The organism is Clostridioides sp. ZZV15-6598, assembly GCF_020657705.1.
Lineage (GTDB): Bacteria > Bacillota > Clostridia > Peptostreptococcales > Peptostreptococcaceae > Clostridioides > Clostridioides difficile_F.
In genome coordinates, this window is the sequence record NZ_JAGWCS010000075.1 from 1 (window position 1) to 19,338 (window position 19,338).

General features: G+C 28.7%; 17 protein-coding genes. 5 read left to right on the forward strand and 12 right to left on the reverse strand.

Going from position 1 to position 19,338, the window contains the following annotated elements:
* Positions 1–173: 173 nt before the first annotated feature.
* A complete protein-coding gene (locus KGF50_RS14025; protein ID WP_227848630.1) occupies positions 174–1,442 on the forward strand; it encodes a sodium/glutamate symporter in 1,269 nt (422 codons plus the stop codon).
* A gap of 96 nt (positions 1,443–1,538) precedes the next feature.
* Positions 1,539–1,763, forward strand: a complete 225-nt coding sequence (locus tag KGF50_RS14030) for a FeoA family protein (protein WP_021384566.1) — start codon at positions 1,539–1,541, stop codon at positions 1,761–1,763.
* A gap of 113 nt (positions 1,764–1,876) precedes the next feature.
* Here KGF50_RS14030 and KGF50_RS14035 read toward each other — a convergent pair whose 3' ends face one another.
* Positions 1,877–3,376, reverse strand: a complete 1,500-nt coding sequence (locus KGF50_RS14035) for an MFS transporter (protein ID WP_227848631.1) — start codon at positions 3,374–3,376, stop codon at positions 1,877–1,879.
* A 1,254-nt stretch (positions 3,377–4,630) separates the two neighbouring features.
* On the opposite strand from KGF50_RS14035, the gene KGF50_RS14040 reads away from it, so the two are divergent.
* The gene (locus KGF50_RS14040; protein WP_227848632.1) at positions 4,631–4,831 is read left to right on the forward strand and encodes an integrase; all 201 of its coding nucleotides are present in this window, start codon (positions 4,631–4,633) and stop codon (positions 4,829–4,831) included.
* A 185-nt stretch (positions 4,832–5,016) separates the two neighbouring features.
* Here the strand turns inward: KGF50_RS14040 and KGF50_RS14045 are convergent, their stop codons facing one another.
* The 8 genes from KGF50_RS14045 to KGF50_RS14080 form a co-directional block, all read right to left on the reverse strand.
* Entirely contained in the window at positions 5,017–5,460 is a 444-nt protein-coding gene (locus tag KGF50_RS14045; protein ID WP_227848633.1) for a FlxA-like family protein, read from the reverse strand.
* 87 nt (positions 5,461–5,547) lie between these two features.
* Entirely contained in the window at positions 5,548–6,930 is a 1,383-nt protein-coding gene (locus KGF50_RS14050) for a sensor histidine kinase (RefSeq protein WP_227848634.1), read from the reverse strand.
* 1 nt (position 6,931) lies between these two features.
* Positions 6,932–7,639, reverse strand: coding sequence for a LytR/AlgR family response regulator transcription factor (locus tag KGF50_RS14055; RefSeq protein WP_227848635.1), 708 nt, complete (start codon positions 7,637–7,639; stop codon positions 6,932–6,934).
* A 314-nt stretch (positions 7,640–7,953) separates the two neighbouring features.
* Entirely contained in the window at positions 7,954–9,261 is a 1,308-nt protein-coding gene (gene grdF, locus KGF50_RS14060) for a sarcosine reductase complex component B subunit beta (RefSeq protein ID WP_227848636.1), read from the reverse strand.
* A gap of 85 nt (positions 9,262–9,346) precedes the next feature.
* On the reverse strand, positions 9,347–10,633 hold the full coding sequence (gene grdG, locus KGF50_RS14065; RefSeq protein WP_227848637.1) for a sarcosine reductase complex component B subunit alpha: 1,287 nt from the start codon (positions 10,631–10,633) through the stop codon (positions 9,347–9,349).
* Positions 10,634–10,912: 279 nt separating this feature from the next.
* Positions 10,913–12,235, reverse strand: coding sequence for a sigma-54-dependent transcriptional regulator (locus tag KGF50_RS14070; protein WP_227848638.1), 1,323 nt, complete (start codon positions 12,233–12,235; stop codon positions 10,913–10,915).
* Entirely contained in the window at positions 12,235–14,229 is a 1,995-nt protein-coding gene (locus tag KGF50_RS14075) for an ATP-binding protein (RefSeq protein ID WP_227848639.1), read from the reverse strand. Before KGF50_RS14075 ends, KGF50_RS14070 begins: the two co-directional genes overlap by 1 nt.
* A gap of 83 nt (positions 14,230–14,312) precedes the next feature.
* The gene (locus KGF50_RS14080) at positions 14,313–15,560 is read right to left on the reverse strand and encodes a GntP family permease (RefSeq protein WP_227848640.1); all 1,248 of its coding nucleotides are present in this window, start codon (positions 15,558–15,560) and stop codon (positions 14,313–14,315) included.
* Between the two features lie 237 nt (positions 15,561–15,797).
* On the opposite strand from KGF50_RS14080, the gene KGF50_RS14085 reads away from it, so the two are divergent.
* Both KGF50_RS14085 and KGF50_RS14090 read left to right on the forward strand, forming a co-directional pair.
* On the forward strand, positions 15,798–16,343 hold the full coding sequence (locus tag KGF50_RS14085; RefSeq protein ID WP_227848641.1) for a helix-turn-helix domain-containing protein: 546 nt from the start codon (positions 15,798–15,800) through the stop codon (positions 16,341–16,343).
* Positions 16,344–16,355: 12 nt separating this feature from the next.
* Complete coding sequence (locus tag KGF50_RS14090; RefSeq protein ID WP_227848642.1) at positions 16,356–17,042, forward strand: YjjG family noncanonical pyrimidine nucleotidase; 687 nt, start codon at positions 16,356–16,358, stop codon at positions 17,040–17,042.
* A gap of 124 nt (positions 17,043–17,166) precedes the next feature.
* On the opposite strand, the gene KGF50_RS14095 is transcribed toward KGF50_RS14090, so the two are convergent.
* The 3 genes from KGF50_RS14095 to KGF50_RS14105 form a co-directional block, all read right to left on the reverse strand.
* Positions 17,167–17,787 (reverse strand): hypothetical protein, encoded by a 621-nt coding sequence (locus KGF50_RS14095; protein WP_227848643.1) that lies wholly within the window; start codon positions 17,785–17,787, stop codon positions 17,167–17,169.
* Complete coding sequence (locus KGF50_RS14100; RefSeq protein WP_227848644.1) at positions 17,774–18,799, reverse strand: uroporphyrinogen decarboxylase family protein; 1,026 nt, start codon at positions 18,797–18,799, stop codon at positions 17,774–17,776. The genes KGF50_RS14095 and KGF50_RS14100 overlap by 14 nt, the downstream gene beginning before the upstream one ends.
* 1 nt (position 18,800) lies before the next feature.
* Positions 18,801–19,338, reverse strand: a 538-nt coding sequence (locus KGF50_RS14105; protein ID WP_227848645.1) for a cobalamin-dependent protein, incomplete at its 5' end; no start/stop codon positions are given.

Consider the following 19,338-nt stretch of genomic DNA (forward strand, 5'->3'; position numbering starts at 1 on the left):
AGCTGTATATTATTAAAATATTCTCATTTAATTTATAATTATCTAATTATATCCATTGATTTTTTTTAATATACATTTATTAATATACATTTGATAGTAAAAATTCCATTACATAATAATTTAAATTATACAAAGACGATTTTAAATTTTCAAATTACAAAGGAGGATTTATTTTGATTACTTTAACTTTTAATACTGTACAAACTTTAACCTTATCTATGTTATTCTTTTTAATTGGTAATCTGTTAAAAAATAAGATTAAATTTTTAAATAACTTCTGTATACCTGCACCAGTAATAGGAGGTCTACTATTTTGTTTTTTAAATTTATTTCTTAAGTATTTTCATATGGCAGACATATCTGTAAGTGGAAACTTAATGCCAAATTTCATAACTTTCTTTTTTACAACTATTGGACTTGAAATAAGCATAAATCTTATAAAAAAAGGTGGTAGTGTATTATTTAGATATTGGATTTTATGCGGAATACTAGCATTTTGTCAAAACATTATAGCTATATCAATATCAAAGATTATAAAACTTGAACCACTTTTAGGACTTATGTGTGGTAATGTATCTATGGAAGGTGGTCATGGTTATTCAGCTGCATTTGGACTTACAATAGAAAGTCTTGGTGTAAATGGTGCAGTTGGCGTTGGTTTATCTGCTGCAACAATAGGTCTTATTATAGGTGGGATATTAGGATGTCCTGTTGCTAAGTTTCTGATAGAAAAATATAAATTGCAACCTTTAACAAAAGCGGATTTATCGAGTTTTAGATATAAAAAAGATTCAATGAGATTAAAAAACAAATTTTTTAGAAACAAAAATAGAATAAGCAAAAATAGAGTAATCAAAAACGGATTTTCTCAAACTATAACTCCTACTATATTTTTAGAGCAAGTTCTTCTTATATTTATTTGTATAAATACAGGAGAAATTATAAGTAGAATATTTTATATGACATGTAACATTCTTTTACCTTCTGTTGTGACTTGTATGTTTTCAGCAGTTATTTTTAGAAACTTAAATGACAAAATAAATATACTAGAGTTAAACTTTAAACTTATAGAATTTCTAAAAGAACTTTCATTAGGAATTTTTCTAACATTATCGCTTATGAATATAGATTTATTTGAATTATCAACACTATTGCCTCCAATTCTCCTAATAGTAGCTTTCCAAGTAATCTTTATAATTTTATTTTCAATATTTATTTGTTTTAGGATACTTGGAAAAGATTTTGATTCTGCCATCATAATAAGTGGTTTAATTGGACATGGAATAGGTGCTACTCCAAATGCTTTAGCCAATATGAGCTCTTTAACACAAAAGTATGGAGATTCTCCAAAAGCGTTTCTGGTTGTCCCCTTAGTAAGTGGTTTTTTACTAGATGCCATTAGTATCCCTTGTATACTATTTTTTATAAACATACTGAGTTAGTATGTTTATTTTTTGTTATATATTGACAATTTAGCTTTTTTAGTATATATTATAAATATAGAACTTGATAATGATTTTCATTAGGAGGTGTTAATAATGACTGTTTACAACTTAAAACTTGGGCAAAAGGGAGTTATAGATAATATAGCTGGAAATGAAAAACTTATGAAGAGACTTCTTGCTTTGGGATTAATAGATGGCACTGAAGTTGAAGTAAAAAAAATAGCCCCTCTTAATGATCCTATAGTAATTAGATTTAGAGGATTTGATTTAGCTATTAGAAAATCTGATGCAAAGAATATAAATTTAAAAAATAATTAATATAGAATAAAAATAAAAAAGAGATTTTAAAATCTCTTTTTTTATTTGCATTAGAACCATTTGTATTAAATCTATAAGTAACTTTAACAGTATTATATCTAGAGGCTGTTTTCCTAAGTGGAAACAGTTTTATTCTTTTTTGCATAGATAAATCGAACTACTGTGAAAGTTGCTCCCAACAGAACGATTGCTGCCAACGTGGCATACACCCAGTGAAGACCATACAGAAACACATCTGGACGTCCTTGTACATAATTAGTAACTGGATATCCGATTTTGGCACTCATGCGATTGTATAACATCGAAGTGCTAAGCGTAACGCCTATAGACATCCCCATGTACCTCATAAGACCAGCAAGGCTACCAGCAAGCCCCAACTCACTATTTAAAACACTGCCCATGACCAAAGAATTGTTGGGTGACTGGAAAAGTCCTGCTCCAAGCGCAATTACAAATAAAAAACATACAAGTATGCCGATAGGGGTAAACTTAGTCAAAAAAACAATCAGAAGCATACCTGTAGCATTGAAAAACAGGCCTAACATAGTTGGCAACTCGCAGCCAATACGGTCGGACAGGATACCACTAAGTGGACCCACAACTGCGATAACAACAGGAGTTACTGTTAACAGTATCCCCGCGAGCCCTGGACCGAAAGCTCGTGCGTCCTGCAAATAAAAGGGCAGGAGAATGTTGTGAGCACCAATCGCTATAAAAATAGTGAGCATGGTAATCAGATTGATTATGAACATTTTATTACGGAAAATCCTCAAAGGGATAAGAGGATCCTCGGTACAACGCTCCACAATGAAAAATAGAGTAAGCAACAAAACGCCCACCCCCAGCATGAGCATCAGCGACCATGTTACACCGTTTTGCAACAATGTGATAGGAATGAAAATCAACACGATGGACATAGTCATCAGCAGTGCTCCCTTGATGTCCATCCTCCCTGAGTGCGCCAGCTTTCTGCGTGGCAGAGTCTTTAGCCCAACTATCAGTGAAACAAACCCAATAGGAATGTTGATGATAAAGATAAAAGGCCACGGTAGTATGCTCAGAATCAAGCCACCAATCGTTGGACCAGCCATACTGCCCAGCGCTACAAAAGTGGCTACAAATCCCAGCGCCTTGCCACGTTCCTCTGTAGGAAAGGACTCAGTGATAATCCCTTGATTGGTCGCCAACGCAGCCGCACCGCCCAGTCCCTGCAAAGCACGCATCATAATCAAGAATGGCAATGAATGGGTGATACTGCAAAGCAGCGAGCTTATGGTGAACAATAGCACACCAAACTGAAATATAGGTACTTTTCCCATTGTATCACCCAGTCGTCCGAAAATCAGAATAGTCGCACAAGTGACAATCAGATAGATGCTTGCCACCCATTCGACACTGCTCATAGTCACATTCATCTGCGACATCATAACTGGTAATGCAATATTGACAATACTGGTATCCAGTGTAGTCATGAAAGTCATGATTACAACGGTGAACAGAATTCCCCATTTGTGATTGATATGTTGTTTTTCTTCTGACATAGAAATCTCCATTCCGCCACTAACACTTGTGGCATAAAAAGTAATAAAAATGGCGTGCGTCTTCCACCACATTATGTAATAGTTTTAAGTGAGAAGTTATACTACAAAACACAGGAAAGTGAGCTTAAGCGCTTTGCTCAAACCAGTGTAATTCCTATCTTCCAAGCACAAATAAGTGGTACTTAAAGTCTGCACACTAAGAATTCCAGATAGGTATGCTAGCTTTATCTATGCTACTATGAAAATCAATAGTAACTTTTACATCCATACAATTATACTTTATAACATCCCCTAGCAGGAAGTGCTGACGATGGAACCATTTTCTGTTGTTCCATTGTCAGCACTTCCTGCTGTTCTATATTATCAGATTGTCCAACCCACTCCTAGATCCTTGATATCTACTTTACCACTGTATCGATAAGAATGCCGTATTCAATCAGCATACAGTATATATTTTTATGGAAGATATACATTTTTGTTTGGAGTCTCATAAGAGGTTTGGATTTTGGTAGCGCAAACACATGATAATTTTTTATGAACTGTAATTTCAAGCGTTCACAGTGTATCCGATCGTCTGGAATCATTTTCCTGCCTAATTACACAACTTTCGTTTCAGATATATCACTCCCTGTATTACACTTAAATTTAATACTACTACTTTAACTCCAAAGACTCAGTACAGGCGGTTAGTTATGCATTACCTGATAGGATTTCTTTCTACTGTATTGCTATCAGCTTACCAAGGCCTCATAGAATTACTTTTGCTCACCATAGGAAATCATCTTCGCTCATTTTCCATTTCTCACTAATATTTTTATTATATCACAGTTCATGTTAATTTTCCGCATAGCAAATATAAATATATTCACACAATAATCTATCTAAGAGTGTCGAGTAACATTTTTGATGTTTATTCCAAAAAAATAAGCACCCTTTTTTATAGGGGTACTAGTGTATATGAATGTTCTTATTTAATACAATTATAACATGCCTTATGTTTTAGTATGATAATTTTCGTTCGTTTTATTGTTATAGGTTATTCTATCGTTTTATGTGCTTTGTTAATATTTATAATATTTTAGATACTCTTTATACTTGTTATACTGCTATACTTTTATTAGGAAAATTAATCTAATTATAAGTTGATGATTATATTATAATAGTTAACGATTAAAATAAAAAAGAAGGTAACAACTAATTCTAGTTGCTACCTTCTAATCTATCTATTAATAAAATCTAATGCCTTATAAATAGTCTCAAACCTATCATTTTTCTTTATCATAGTATAATTTTCTTTAGTTAAAAAAATAATTTAAGAGATATAGAATGCATGATTCAAGACATATAAACGCAAGTTTACTTTTATTAAGAGACACTAACATGAAAGTTGTTTCAGAAAGATTATGTTATAAAGATATACAAATAACTATGAATAGATACTCTCATGTGCTTGAAGAAATGGATAAAAAAGCATCTGATAATTTAAGTAAAATATTATTCAAAGAAACAAAACTGACTGTCAGCTAATTGTCAGTTAAACTTAAAAAAATAGGTTTTGTCAGTTCAATGTCAGTCAGTTTATAATAATTTATTTTAAACATCGCTAAAACTCCGTGTTTTAACACTTATTTATGTTTGTTTATACATATTTGTTATTCCTTAAGAGTATAAAATACTAATTAATATTTCAATAAGTTGATTTTCTATATAAACTATATAGGTCTATTAAATTTTACTTTTAAATTTTTATCATCTTGAACAAGGCTATAAGTATTGTCCCATTGTTCTTCTCCATTGCTTTTTTCAAAAACATCATATGGTGTTTTTGCATTTTTATTATTAGAATTTTCTTCTTTTCTATCTAATGTACTATTTGTCACTTCAGAAACAGTATTTTGTTCTCCATCTGTCTCTTGTGCTTTTTCTCCTTTTAACTCTTGAATTTTACTTTCAATATCTTTTATTTCTTTTTTTAAATCCGCTATTTTTGACTTAGCCATTTCACCATCAATACTTTTATTGTTTTTAACTTTCTCCAATTCTTCTTGTAATACTTTTTTTTGCTGTTCTAAACTTTGTATTTCACTTTGGTTATTACTTGAACTATCTATATTAGATGTCCTTGGTGTTTGACCGCTCATACTTCCAATTTTCATTTTAGTAACCCCCTATCCATATATGTTAATTTTTTCATTTATATATACTCTTATTTACATATATAATATTGGTTACATACTCTATTTTCAAGTTAATTGTTCTGAAATGTCAGTATAGTGTAATGAAATAATTAGTAATATATTTATTTGAAAATAATCTGATGTATTCTCTATACTTATAGCCCCTTGGTATTTCTTAGCAACCTCTTTTATATTTGAAATTCCTATCCCTGAACCACTTGTGTAATTATTTGATGCATTATAACTATTCCTTATTTCTATCATAAAAAATCCACCATCTCGTTTTGTCGATATTTTTAAATATCTATTTTGCTTGTCTACAAGTTTACAAGCTTTAATTGCATTGTCAATAGCATTAGCAAATACTATACAGAAGTCAAAATCATTTATATTACTATCACTTGGTATAATTACGTCACAATCCACCTGTATTCCTAATTGTTTTGCTATACTTAATTTATTATTGAAAAGAGCATCAATTACAATATTTCCTGTATTACAAGAAAATGATAGGTCACTAGTTATTTTTTCAAGTTTGTTTAAATACTCTTGTGCTTTTAAAATTTCCCCTCTTTTTAGCAATCCATTTACAATGGCTAGATGATTGTTGAAATCATGCTTAAAAGACATTGTTTGTGACAATCGAGATTTTGCTTCCTCAATGTAATTTTTCTGAGAATGAATTTGTTGATTTAAAATTGTCTTATTTTGTTCTTCTTTTAAATATTGCATCAATTTCTTAAACTCAGATAAAGAGAAAAAAACACATATAATTCCAATTGAAGAAAAAATGAAAGCTTGAACTTCTTTAGTAAGAGATGTATTTATTAATAATTTTGCAGTTTGAAGTTTTGTATCGATATCCATGATTGAACTTGAATAGCCAGTATTCTCAAACGATTGCCAAAATAATATTATGAGTAACAATGGAGTTATCAAAATGATTGAATACCTATCAAATTTTACAGCTTTAATGTTAAACTTTTTAGCACTATACCAATATATAAATCCAGCTATTATAACCGTAATAAAAAATAAAATCTCCATATTTACAATAAATTTATGAATAGTTATATCTGTATTATTTATAGATAGTATGTAATTAAATGGAGCTATAAATCCATATGCTAACTGCTCAATTACATATACCAATAGAGATAGCACTATAGATAATACTATAGATTGTTTTATAACATACTTTGAAAATAAGAAAGTCAGTAAAAAAAATATAAGCTGTGAATAAAACAAGTTATATAAATTAAAATACGTATTTAGACTAATTGACAAAAATGATACTAGCAAGTATAAAATACAGTGCCATAATTTTGACTTAGTATTTGTAAAACTAATTAGAAAATAGTATTGTAATATAGCCATTAAACTCTTATCTATTACAAAAACGAATAAAATACTATACTCTAATAAATTATAAGAAGGCAAATTAACCATGTTATCTCCTCCTATTTTTCATACTTTCAAGCATAGCTTCAGAAAATTCTTGTTGGCGCAATCTGGAAACAGGTATCATATCTCCATTTTCCATAACTACATTACCATTTTCATAGCTATATACAGCTTGTAAATTAATTATATAACTACGATGACATCTAAAAAAATTTACTGGTAAACTTCTTTCTAGACTATCAATAGTTTCATAATAATCAATAATTTCTTTTTTTAAATGTATGTAAATCTTTCTTTTTATAACTTCACAATATAAAATATCTGCTATTTTTAATCTCCAATATGAGTGCCCTTTTTGTATTGTTATATAATCTTTTTCATTACTCTCCAACTTTATAATTATTCTATCCATTGTCTTAGCTAGTTTTTCATTAGATAATGGTTTTATCAAATAATTTATAGCATCTACTTCAAAAGCATCATATACAAATTCCTTTAAGACTGTCACAAAAACTATAAAACAATCATTATCACATGACCTTAATTTTTTAGCTGCTTGTATTCCATTAATACCTTCCATTTGTATATCTAAAAAGATAATATCAAATACTTCATGGTTATGTAATAGAGTCTCAGCTTTATCAAAAAGTTCTATATTATATAATAGATTGTTTCTATTCATATATAGCTCTATATTTTCTTTTAAATCATCTAGCATATACGATTCATCATCACAAATAGCAATTGAAATCAATACATAACACCTTCTTTCTTATATTATTTTATTATATAAAGTTAACTTCTTTCATTCAATTAATCTGTTCTAATATGCTGAATATATGTTCCAAAGTGAATAACTTTACTTTTCATAGTATATCTAATTTAAATTTATGTATCAATACTCTAAATTTAATTTTTCATTTTAGTAAATTTAATTTAAAAACACAAAAAGATATTTAATATTTTTAAATTACTTGAAATTGCTTAATAAAAAAAGATATCATAAAATAATTTTCAAAAACTATTTCATGACATCTATTTTAATTTCAGTGTTGTGTTATATTTTTATTATTCAAATACTGTTTGACCTTCTACATCTTCTTTTAATGCATTTAAGGCTTTTAAAACTATGTTCTTTCTAATTTTTTTACTTTCTTCTTCCCCTAGCTTTGGATTTCCAAGTGGGTATGGTATCCCTACTGCTGGAACAATTCTATTTGCTCCTATTGTAAGTGATATTGGTACTACAGTGCAAACATGGACAACTGCTATACCTGCTCTTTCAATTTCTTTTACCATCGTTGCTCCACAACGAGTACAAGTGCCTCATGTAGATGTTAAAATTACAGCTTCTACTTTATCTTCTACCAATTTTTTAGAAAATTCTTCTCCAAATCTCTTAGAATTACCTACACTTGTTCCAGTACCTGTAGTAGTTATAAAGTAATTTGCCAATTCTCCAATTACACCATCTTTTTCAAATTCTCTAACCACGTCTAATGGCACAACTAAGTTTGGATTTTCAAGTACATATGCTCTATCATAGCCACCATGTATAGTTGTAAAATCTTTATTTGACATAGAATTCATGCCTGTTAAATCATAAATACCATACTTAGTAGCACTTGAAGATTCGATTTTATCTGGATTATCAATTGGAACTATACCTCCAGAAGTTACTAATGCAAGTTTTATTTTAGATAAGTCTTTGATAGCCTCTACAGGTGTAACTCTATCAAATTCTGGCATTGGATACTCAGTCTCAAATTTTTCTCCATTCATTTTCTTAACCAACATTTCAATCGCTCTTTCAGAACCTCTAAATTCATGGAAGAAATTTTTTCTTATTCCCCTCATTATATATCCTTCTACTTCTGGGGGTCCTACTTCTTCACCCTTAACTAATTTAAGCCCTAGTCTTGACATCATTGGAACTACCTTTCTAAGACTAGCTGCTGAATTTCCTGTAGCTATTATGTGTAAATCTAGTTTAAACATATCTACACCTGGGTTTTCTTTATACATTCCTGTAACTACAGGAATATTTAGTTCTTCTTCAACTGCTTTACAAATAGTTCCACAGGCTACTCCATATCTTCCTGCATTAAATGCTGGCCCTGCAATAAATAAATCAGGTTTTTCTTCTTTTATCATTTTTAAAAGTTCTCTAGTAGCATCTTCAATATTTTCTCCAAAATATGTGTCTCCACAAATTACAGTTGAAACTATCTCCGCTTCGTCTTTGAATTGACTTTGAAATGCCATTCCAGGCCCTACTACTCCCTCTCTTTTTTCTGGTGGAATATCTGCTCTTTCTTCTCCTCCTATACCAGCAAAGAAATTATTTATATAGTGAACAACTCTGATTTTACTCATATCTTAATCCTCCAAATCACTTTATAGTTATTACATCAATTAAATTAATATTGGTATTAACAATAACCTACACTCAAATATTTATTTAATAATATCTTGCTGTCAAATGATTGTAACCATTTGCTATAGTTGATGCTATTATAATCTGTAATTCTGCATCCATACTTCCATCATCATTTAAGCATCCTTTATATCCACCAATCATCATTTCTACATAATCCAAAGTTCCTATAACTTTTTCCATAGCAGGAAAATGAACTACTAAGTTTCCCTGACCACAAGAAACAAGTGCATCTGCCTCTTTAGTAGCATCTGCTATAGATTGACTCTTTCCATCTTTTCCAGGAAACTCATCAGTTATTAAAACCACACTTGCTCCAACTTCACTACATTTTCTACAATTCATCATAAGGTCAGTGTCTGGATTTCCGTATCCTTCTTCTGTTACTAATACTCCATCAACACCTAAAAATTCTACTAACTTTGCAACCATATCAGAACTTCTTTCTTTGTCAACTAAAAATACGTTTTCATTAGTTAAAATTACACCTATAAAATTTAAGTCTTTTCCATGTCTTTTATACAAGTCATGTATAACTGGATTATTTAAATGGTGGAAAGTAGTCACTTTATCGCATGGTGCAACACAATTCCCAGATATTATGGCTCCATCCATTATTTCAGTTGGATACATAAATGTTGGGACTATTTGCTTAGCATCAACTCCATAATAATAAGTATCATGTAAAAGTCCCTGTGATTGCAACATATGGACATATGCTACTGTTGGTAGGTCTGGATATTCCTTCACTTGTTTTAATAGTGGTTTTGTTTCATATACGATTATTTCATCTGGTTCAATTTCCTTGCCTGCTTCTCCTATATATGCACCTATCTTTAATCCAGCTATTCTAGCTGCTTCTTCATAATCATGAGTTTCTATGCCCTCTTTTGCTTTTATAACAATACATACATTATTTGTTTTTGAAAAAGGTGTATATTTGGCAGTAGGACCACTCATATCAATTACACCTTCCTGAAATCCAACTATATTTCCACAAGTTATAACACAAGCTCCTGAAAGTACATTAGTTCTTCCACTTCCTACAGTCTTTACTTTGTTAATAATTCCAGGAAATATTTTGCTTTCATCTCCAATTTTAACCCTAGGTTCTATGACATCTTTAACTGGTGCTATTCTTATTGATTCGCCAGGTCTTGCAAGTTCAACATTCACACTTACAATTCTTTCATCTTCTAAAGCTATCTGCTCTATTTCTTTACTATTCACATATAATATGCCATCTTTTACTTCTGTTTTTTCGCCAAATTCAACATTCTTTATAAATATATTCCCTAGCTCTAGCTTCATATGAAAATCCCCCTTAATACATTTAATCGCAATTAAAAATATTTATTATTACGTTTATTTATATACAAAGCATTTTATATGCCAATTATTTAAAATATAGCTTTTTTATATTGATGCTATAGATATTTTCATTTTTTACTTATATAAACATTGAATTTACCTATAATCATTGTAAGTATTAAATTTTAAAATTATAATAAAAAAGATAAGTAGAATTTTTCTACTTATCTTTTATTAATTGTGAGAAATTTTTTGCTCAGTATATGAGAAGTTTTTTTCTCACTTAATATTGTACTCTGATATTTTATTAGTTAATTGTCTTCTGCTAATCTCCAATTTTTTTGCTGTATTTGAAATATTATTTCCACATAGAGATAGAACCTTTTCAATATATTCACACTCAAATTCTTTTCTTATTTCTCTTAGAGGTCTAATACTTATTTTATCATCTATGTTTATATTGTTTGATATTAAGTTCAAATTGTCTTTTGATAACTTACTTCCTTCACTTAAAACTACTAATCTATTAATTATATTTTTTAATTCTCTTATATTCCCTGGATAATCGTAATTTATTAAAAAATCAACTACTTCTTTATCAATTGAGGATATTTTTTTATCATGTTCAATCTGATATTTATTTAAGAAAAAGTCTATAAGTGTATTTAAATCCTCTCTTCTATTTCTTAAAGGTGGTATAGTTATTGTTATTGTACTTATTCTATAAAAAAAATCTTCTCTTATATTGCCATTTAATATTTCTATTTTGGGTTCTTTATTCATTGCACAAATTAATCTAAAGTCAACCTTAATAGACTTATTACTTCCTATTCTCTCTATAGATTTCTCTTCAAGTGTCCTTAACAATTTTACTTGCACATTTAAAGGTATATCTCCTATTTCATCTAAAAATAAAGTACCCTTATTTGAAAGTTCAAATCTACCTTTTCTATTATCTACTGCTCCAGTAAAAGAACCTTTTTCATGTCCAAATAGCTCAGACTCTAATAAATTTTCGGAAAAAGAACAACAATTTACAGGTACAAATATTTCATCTCTTCTTGGGCTTAGACTATGTATATATCTAGCTAAAACATCTTTTCCTACTCCAGATTCTCCAAGAATTAGTATATTTACATCTTTACAAGCAGCTTTTTCTGCAATTTTTATTATATTATTAAAATCCTTATTTTTAGATTCTAAAGTAAAGTCCAAATTATTTTTTTGTGTACAAACTACTTCTTTTTCTATTTTTACTTTTTCAATTTCTTCTAATAGAGTTTCAATAGGATTGCTTTTTATAAAATAAGATAAAGCTCCTCTTTTCATGGCTTCAACTGCGTTTTCAATACTTCCATATCCAGTAACTAATATAACTTCTATATTTTTATTAATGGATTTAATTTTATCTAAAAGTTGTACTCCATCCATGTTTTTCATCATAACATCAGATAAAATCAAATCATAATTTTTATTTTTCTTAATAATACTTATAGCTTCTTCTCCACTTAGTGCTATATCTACCACATATCCATTCTTCTGCAAAATTTTTTTCATTATTGTTCCATACTCTAGCTCATCATCAACCACTAGTATTTTCATTATATAGTCACCTCTTTATTTAGTGGAATTTTTATATAAAAACAAGTACCTACTCCCAATTGACTTTTGACACTTATATCTCCATTATTCTTTTTAATCTCATTATATGTAATGTACAAACCTAGTCCAGTTCCTTCACCAATTGTCTTTGTAGTATAAAAAGGATTAAATATATCCTTTAAAACATTTTCTTTTATACCATCACCATTGTCTTTAAAATCTATAAATAAACAACACTCTTTCACATAGCAATTTATAATAATTTTACCGTCTTTATGTACTGCATCTACTGAATTAGATATTAAATTTATAAATACGTGTTTCAAAGACTCTCCATTTATGTAACATACTAAATCTTTACTACAGTTTATCTTTATTTCAACATTTTTTAACTGTAAAACTTTATACTGAAGTTTTACTATATTTTCAATAAAATTTCTTATGTTTATATTTTCTAAACTATCGTCTGATATTCTTGCAAAATTTAATAAATTCGTTATTATATTACTCGCTCTATCTACATTACTTTCTATTGATTTTACACAATCGCTTACCTCTTCTATAGTAACATTATCTTTTAAAAGATAACAATTATTTCTTATTATTCCTAGAGGGTTTCTTATTTCATGTGCTACTCCAGAAGCTAACTGCCCTATAGATATCATTTTATTATCTCTAAGTAGCTTTGCTTCTATTATTTTATCATTAGTTATGTCTTTAATCAGAACTACTATATATTCAATATTATTTTTTTTATACTCTACAGGAAATGTACTTATTTTCAAAATCTTATTACTAAGTTCTATTTCACTTGCTTTATGTGTATTTTCAGAAAATGTACTCTCAATATTATTTTTTATTATGTCAATCAGTTCTTCTTTTTTATATTGTATCTCATTGATAAAATCATAAAATACTTTATTTGATTCAACTATATTATAATTCTCATCTATAAGCATTATTATGTCTGTGATACTATTAAATGTAGCCTCTAAAGCCTTTTTATTTTCTATTACTTCTTCTGTTTTCCTTTTTATTTCTATTTTTAATAAGTATGTATAACTATAAAAAATATAAATAGATATCAAAATTATGCCTATAAAAATATAAATGCTTGGTATGACTCCTCTATCATATAATACATCATCAACTTCATTATATATAGAATACCATTTTTTATTTAAATCTCTATATACACCATTTTTCTGAAGTTTAAAAATTCCCTTATTTAAAATACCAACTAATTCTTCATATTGTTTAGGAACAGCGAGAACTGCCTTTTTGGTATAAATAGGAGTATTTAAAATACTGTATTTCTCTGAGAGTTCATAGTTTATTACATAATATTGTAATACTGGTTCATCACCAACAACTGCATCTACTTTGCCTGATATTAAATAATTGACTCCAGTCTTTATATCTGGAGTCAACACAATATCTATATTATCAACTCTTTGTTTTAAAAAGTTTATAGAATAGTCACCCTCTGGTATTGCTATTGTTTTTCCCTTTAAATCTCTATAACTATTTATATCCTGTGATTTTTTATCTTTTAATATATTTGCACTTAACGTATAAATTGGGTCAGTAAATACAAACTTATTTGCTCTTTCTTTTGACGGAATTAAATCAAAAAACCTTATACTATCATCCACTGAATTTATAAAGGATTCTTTCCACCATGTATTTGGCTTAAAATAAAAATCTCTACCTATTTGGATTGATAGGGAATTAATTAAATCAACAACAATTCCTTTGTACTGACCATCTTCTTGACCTTTATATCTAAGAGGAGGAGAGCTCTGGTCAGAACTATAAACTAAATTTTTATGTTTTTTTAGCCATTGTTTTTCCTCTTCTGTAAATGGAAGTGATTTCTTAACATATTCAAATATATTTAAATTATACTCCATGCCTACATACATATTGGTGAGTGAAACTACAACTAAAAATGAATAAATAATCCCTATAATTACTATCTTTTTTTTATTCACCTTAAAACTCCAATCTTTCTTTTTTATATAAATTCAATATTTAATAACAAAATCCTACTTTTTTCATTAAATATTTATATTTACTATAAGATTAATTGTATAGATGTTGAAACTATAGTCATTACTATCCCTATTAGTGCTTCATACGGAATCAATTTAAATCTTTCACCTATATCCATATTTATACTACCTGCACTAGTATGAAATAATGAACCATGTGGTAATTGTTCAAATACACTAGAACCTGCATTAACAATTGATGCCCCTGAAATTGGTGATAATCCACCACTTAATATAGCATCAGAAAAAGTTGAGGATGCTATAGTAGCTCCAGCTGTTGAGGATGCTGTTGCCAGTGACATAAGTATACCTGAAATTGGTGCTAATAAAAATTGTGGCATATTTAAATATTGTAGTATGCCTATTGTACTCTGTTGTAATTCAGACATTTGTATTATCCCTGCGATAGTCCCTGTTCCAAGTAATAATATGCATACACCTTGCATCTTAGATAATCCAAAAGATAAATACTCTCTTGTATTCTTCAAATTTCCTGTAGCGATTAAGGTTACTATTCCTCCTATAGGAAGTGCAACCATAGGGTCTATTACTATAGGCGATATATTTCCTAAAAGCAATAAAAATATAGCTACAATTGGGCCACATAATGACTTAAACAAATTTGGTAAGTCCTCTCTTTGCTCCAAGAGTTCATATGATTCTACCTTGTTTCCTTTATTTGTTAATGCACTTGCCAAAACAACTGTAATTACAATACCAACAATCGCTGGAATTACGTTTGCTATCATAACACTAGATAGATTTACAGAAAAATTTCCTGCTACTGCAATAGTATTTGGATTTGGTGATATTATATTACCTGCTTTGCCTCCACCTAACATAGCTAAAAGTATTGCTAATTTAGAATAGTTTAATTTTCTTCCTATGTATAAACCTATTGGTGCTACAGTTATTACAGATACATCCAAATTTACACCTACACCTGCAAGTACCATTGTTGAAGCAGCTATAGAAAGTAAGGCTCTCTTTTCTCCTAATATCTTTACGATTTGTTCTGATATTTTATCAACTGCTCCTGTTTTTATTAGGCTTCCAGCCAATACACCTGATGCTAAAGCTCTAAGAATTGATGGTGAGATATTCATAGCTCCAGTTACCATAAAATCTACAGTTTGTGTTATACTTGCTCCTCCGATTATTCCTCCAATAAATGCCCCTAACATTAAACTATACACAGCTTGAAATTTCTTTATAATTAAAATAATTGCTACTAATAAGCCAAATATAGCTCCAAAAGTTGTTATTTGCACAATATCCCCTCCTATCTTAAAGTAAGTTAATTATTTTTTACTTAATTTAATTTTATTTAAATATATTTTAAGTATTCTGTATCCACTTGTCAATTATATTTTAATTTATTCAATTAGATTTAACATTATTTATTCAAAATTATATCTTATATGTTATAATGATTTCATACTATATAATCTTTTTATTTAGATTATTTTAAAGTAATATTTTTAAAACGAAAAAGAGAGGATATTTATATGAATGATTTAAATTTAGGAGAAAAAATAGCTGAAGTTCGAAAAAAACAAAATCTAAGTATTCGAGATTTAGCAAAACTAGCAGATGTTACACCATCATTATTGAGCCAAATAGAACGAGGTCTTGCTAATCCATCTGTAAATTCATTAAAATCTATAGCCTCTTCTCTAAATGTTCCTCTATTTACATTTTTTGTATCTGAAGTAGATAAAAAAAGTTTAATAGTGAGACACGATAGTAGAAAGAAAGTTATTTTACCTGGAAGTAATGATGTTGTATATGAAGTTTTAATTCCAGATTCTAGTGGTAATTTAGAATTTGCTATTATGGATTTGGCTCCAAATACATCTTCTTGTGTCGATAGAATTACTCATAATGGAGATGAAATTGCATACATTTTAGAGGGAGAAGTTAAACTTTTTATGGATGATGATGAATTTACTTTATTTAAAGGTGATAGTGTTAAGGTTCCTTTAGGTACAAAGCATAAATGGCAAAATGATTCTAATCGTGAAAGCAAAGTAGTTTTTGCAGTTATACTATAAAGGGTAGACTTTATGAAGAGATATAAATTTATATTTTTTGATGCTGATGATACTTTATTTGATTTTAAAAAGAGTGAATCTTATGCTTTTAAGAAACTTTTATCTAAATTTAGATTAGATTTTGACTTTGAAAAATGTATAAAAATATATAGAAATATAAGTGATAAACTTTGGCTTGACCTTGAAAAAAACACTATAACTTTAGATGAACTTAAACTACTTAGATTTGAAATTTTTACAAAGGAAATGAAATTGAATGTTGACCCTATAATTCTCAGTAAAATGTACTTAAATTTTTTGGGAGAATGTACTTTTTTAATGCCAGGCACAATTGATGTATTATCATATCTTAAAGATAAGTACAAAATTATCATAATAACGAATGGAATTTCTAAAGTCCAAAATAATAGACTTGAAAATTCAGAAATAAAAGAATATATTGATGGAATGATTGTATCGGAAGAAGTAAAATTATCAAAACCAAATCCTGAAATATTTAAATATGCATTTAAAAAGTTTAACTGTTATGATAAAACTTCTGCTTTGATGATTGGTGATAGTTTAACTTCAGATATATTAGGAGGAATAAATTCAGGAATAGATACTTGTTGGCTAAACTCCAATAACAGCATAAATCATACTAGTTCTATACCAAATTATGAAATAAATAGTCTCATTGCATTAAAAAATTTATTATAACCTGTAAGTATGAGCATATCAGGTAGAATCTTACTATTTTGCAATAATTTTTTTAGCTAACATATCTTTAAGCTAAAAAAATTATTGCAACTTACCAATATCAACTTTAATCTTGTAAAAATTTCTAAAAACACTTTCTAATACATTTACTACATCTTGATTCAGTATTTTCTTTTTCTCCCATTAATATAAGCATTGCAACACTTTTTATAGGGGATAATTGATGATAAGCACTGATTTCTATTTCCAAATTATTGTACTTATTTTTTATATACTCATAAATATCTTTTTGGTTTTCAACTTTAAAATCTTTATCTCCTGGATATATCTCGTATGATATATTGAGATTACTATAAGTTTCCTTTAAATACATTTTTATTTTCTCATTGATGTAATCTAAACATACTATCCCTATTTTATCTAGTGCTAGACCTGCCATCATATTACAATTTTTCATGTAGTCGTTCATTTTAATGTCAATTTTATCTCCTATAGTATATAAAATAGCAAATGCCTTTTTACACTCTTTAGGCATTTTATCAGTATCAATTTCACTTATATAAACTTTAATATTCAATATACTTTTTATACTTTTTATTTCTTCTTCAACTATTTCATTAATCATTTTTGGAACTTCTCTATTAGAATATCCCAAGAACTTTAGCACTGTATCTTTATTTATATAAATATCTTCTAAATCTATATATTCTAAATAAGACATATTTTCATTGTTATTCCAACTCATTCACATCAATCCTATCTAATTCTTTATAACTAATTCTCCCTGCTTTTATGGCTGCTTGTAAATTTTCTACTGGTGTTGTATTTAAACAATTACAACCAAAATCGCATAAGAAATTGTCATACTTTCTCATCTTTTTTAACAACTTTAGTGTTTCTTTTGTGATTTTATCAGGTGTAGAACGTCCAAGAAGTTTTATTGGGTCTAAATTTCCAATTAAAACTATATCTTTTGGGATTCTTGGTGCAATCTCTTCATAGTCTAGAATTTGGTCTAAACTTACTGCATCTATATTGCAACTCAACATATTATCTAACAACTCTCTTGTATCTCCACATATGTGCATACCTTTCCAACAATCGAGTTCATCATATATTTTATTTAAATTTTTTACTATATATTCATCAAATCTAGTCTTGTTTAAAGTTACTGATGTTGGCTCTGCTATTGAAATATATTTTGCGCCTGCTTTATTTGCAGCCACAGCATATCTCCTTACTAACTCAGTAGTGAATTCTAGTAATTCCTCCACAAATTTTTTATCAGTTATTATACACCTCAAAAGTTGTGTGGCTCCCGCTAATTGACCTGCAAGAGTAAATGGACCTTGTATTGATTCATATAATGGTTTTTTTATATTTTTTGATATTAGTGACAAGCTTTCTAGATTGATTGGCATACGTCCACTTGTGTAAGGGTCTGGTACATCTAACTTTCTTAACTTTTCACTATCTGTTATTGTATGTGTCAATACACTTGGAAAATCGTAATCTGGTCTTAGTGTTTCTAAGCCTAGAGTTTCACAAAATGTAATCCCATCACAAAATGAATATATGAAATCTGATTCAAAATATTTGTCCATAGTTCTTGCTAATTCCAATTGTATATCTACACTATCATATACTTCATATGCTTTTTTATTTATTAAAAATAAACCATTTGTACCCATATCAGGCAGGAAAAATCCTCTATCTTCACTATTTATATATTGCAATAAAGTCATATCTGAAAACATTCTAAATTTCTCCTCCTATAAGTCTGTCTATTAATTTAACTGCTTTTGGAGCATTTGGACTATATCCATCTGCACCTATCTCTTCTGCAAAATCCATACTTACAGGACCTCCACCAATTATTACCTTTGGCCTTTTACTTAAATTAAGTCTGTTAAGCTTATTTATTACTGATTTCATGTTTTCCATTGTCGTTGTCATCATTGAAGATAAACCTATTATATCTACATTGTTTTTTATAGCTTCTTCTATTATATCTTCACTTTTTCTATTTACACCTAAATCAATTACTTTATATCCAGTGGCTTCAACCATTACTTTTACAATATTTTTTCCAATCTCATGGGTATCACCTTCTACTACAGACATTAGAATTACTCCTTTTGATTTTTTCTTTATCCTTCCAGTCTCTTTTAAGATATTAATACCTTTGTTTAATGCATCTGTACATACTATCACTTCTGAAAGATAGTATTCTTTATTCTCAAACTTATCTAAAGCACCTATCATACCCTTGTTTAACCCATATTTATATATATCC

Excerpts from the sequence above, each read along its gene's own strand:
- KGF50_RS14030 (WP_021384566.1), top strand. The coding sequence starts at position 1,539 with ATGACTGTTTACAACTTAAAACTTGGGCAAAAGGGAGTTATAGATAAT.
- KGF50_RS14035 (WP_227848631.1), bottom strand. The coding sequence starts at position 3,376 with ATGTGGTGGAAGACGCACGCCATTTTTATTACTTTTTATGCCACAAGT.
- KGF50_RS14040 (WP_227848632.1), top strand. The coding sequence starts at position 4,631 with ATGCATGATTCAAGACATATAAACGCAAGTTTACTTTTATTAAGAGAC.
- KGF50_RS14045 (WP_227848633.1), bottom strand. The coding sequence starts at position 5,460 with ATGAAAATTGGAAGTATGAGCGGTCAAACACCAAGGACATCTAATATA.
- KGF50_RS14050 (WP_227848634.1), bottom strand. The coding sequence starts at position 6,930 with ATGGTTAATTTGCCTTCTTATAATTTATTAGAGTATAGTATTTTATTC.
- grdG (WP_227848637.1), bottom strand. The coding sequence starts at position 10,633 with ATGAAGCTAGAGCTAGGGAATATATTTATAAAGAATGTTGAATTTGGC.
- KGF50_RS14070 (WP_227848638.1), bottom strand. The coding sequence starts at position 12,235 with ATGAAAATACTAGTGGTTGATGATGAGCTAGAGTATGGAACAATAATG.
- KGF50_RS14085 (WP_227848641.1), top strand. The coding sequence starts at position 15,798 with ATGAATGATTTAAATTTAGGAGAAAAAATAGCTGAAGTTCGAAAAAAA.
- KGF50_RS14090 (WP_227848642.1), top strand. The coding sequence starts at position 16,356 with ATGAAGAGATATAAATTTATATTTTTTGATGCTGATGATACTTTATTT.
- KGF50_RS14095 (WP_227848643.1), bottom strand. The coding sequence starts at position 17,787 with ATGAGTTGGAATAACAATGAAAATATGTCTTATTTAGAATATATAGAT.
- KGF50_RS14100 (WP_227848644.1), bottom strand. The coding sequence starts at position 18,799 with ATGTTTTCAGATATGACTTTATTGCAATATATAAATAGTGAAGATAGA.